We start from the raw sequence: 1,074 nt of genomic DNA, 5'->3' as shown, positions 1-1,074 counted from the left end.
TTTTTTAACCGGACACTACTGGGCAAAAGTCTAATTTTAGCTTGAAGTTTCATAGAGTTAAGAATTAGGGGAGTATATAATCAAAACCTATATCTGTACTAGGGCAAACGCACCAAATGCTTAACTTGAGCAGCATGACAAAGACATACGCGAACTATTTAGCAGCATAAGAGATCCACGAGTGCCGGGTCGCTGCCTTCATCAGCTGTCTGATATTTTATTTATCGGGCTGTGTACCTTATTATCCAACGGCGAAGACTTCGAAGATATGGTATCTTTTGCGGAAGAACGATACGATTGGCTGAAGACGAAAATCCTTTTACCAAACGGTATCCCTTCTCACGACACCTTCAATCGATCTTTTCAACTGATTGATTCTGATGAACTTATCCGAGTTTTGAAAAAAGACGGCAAAGCCTTAATCGATCATGTTAATAGTCAGGTGATTAGCTTGGATGGCAAAAAAATAAAAGGAGTAAGTCCTCATAGTCGCGGTAATTCAGGGCTTTATATCTTAAGTGCCTGGGCTAGTGAAACCGGCATTTGTATTGGTCAGAAAAAAGTAAAAGACAAGAGCAATGAGATTACCGCCATTCCTGAGATTCTTCATGACTTGGATATCACTGACTGCGTAGTAACTATTGATGCGGTTGGCTGCCAAAAGGAAATCGCTGCTCAAATTGTAGCCCAACAAGGCGATTACTTACTGGCAGTGAAAGGAAATCAAGCTGAGCTATTAGAAGAAGTGGTGGAGTCGTTTCAACATTCACCTCAAGAGGGTTTCGATCAGAGTTGGGAGTACGATCATGGCCGTTACGAAACAAGAAGCTGTAGCATCCTATCAGCTGACCAAGCACTGAGTCCTAAGTTACTTGATGCTTGGCCAAGTATTAGGACGATAACAAAAGTTGAATCAAGTAGGGTGATACTTGGTGTAAAGTCAATGAACACAAGGTATTACATCAGTAGCGAAGCGATGAAAGATGCAGAGTATTTCAACAACTTGGTTCGGAGTCATTGGAGTATTGAGAACCATTTACACTGGCACCTTGACGTTACGTTCAATGAGGATGC

At 41.5% G+C, this 1,074-nt stretch carries 1 protein-coding gene; it reads left to right on the top strand.

The annotated features are described in order from the left end of the window. Positions 1-181: 181 nt before the first annotated feature. A partial coding sequence (locus tag ACRBG0_RS28645) for an ISAs1 family transposase (RefSeq protein ID WP_431490244.1) occupies positions 182-1,074 on the top strand: 893 nt, incomplete at its 3' end.

The sequence above is a fragment of the Lewinella sp. genome (assembly GCF_050633125.1).
Lineage (GTDB): Bacteria > Bacteroidota > Bacteroidia > Chitinophagales > Saprospiraceae > Lewinella.
The sequence above is the reverse complement of the archived record's forward strand: the minus strand, read 5'-3'. Positions and strand labels throughout refer to the sequence as shown.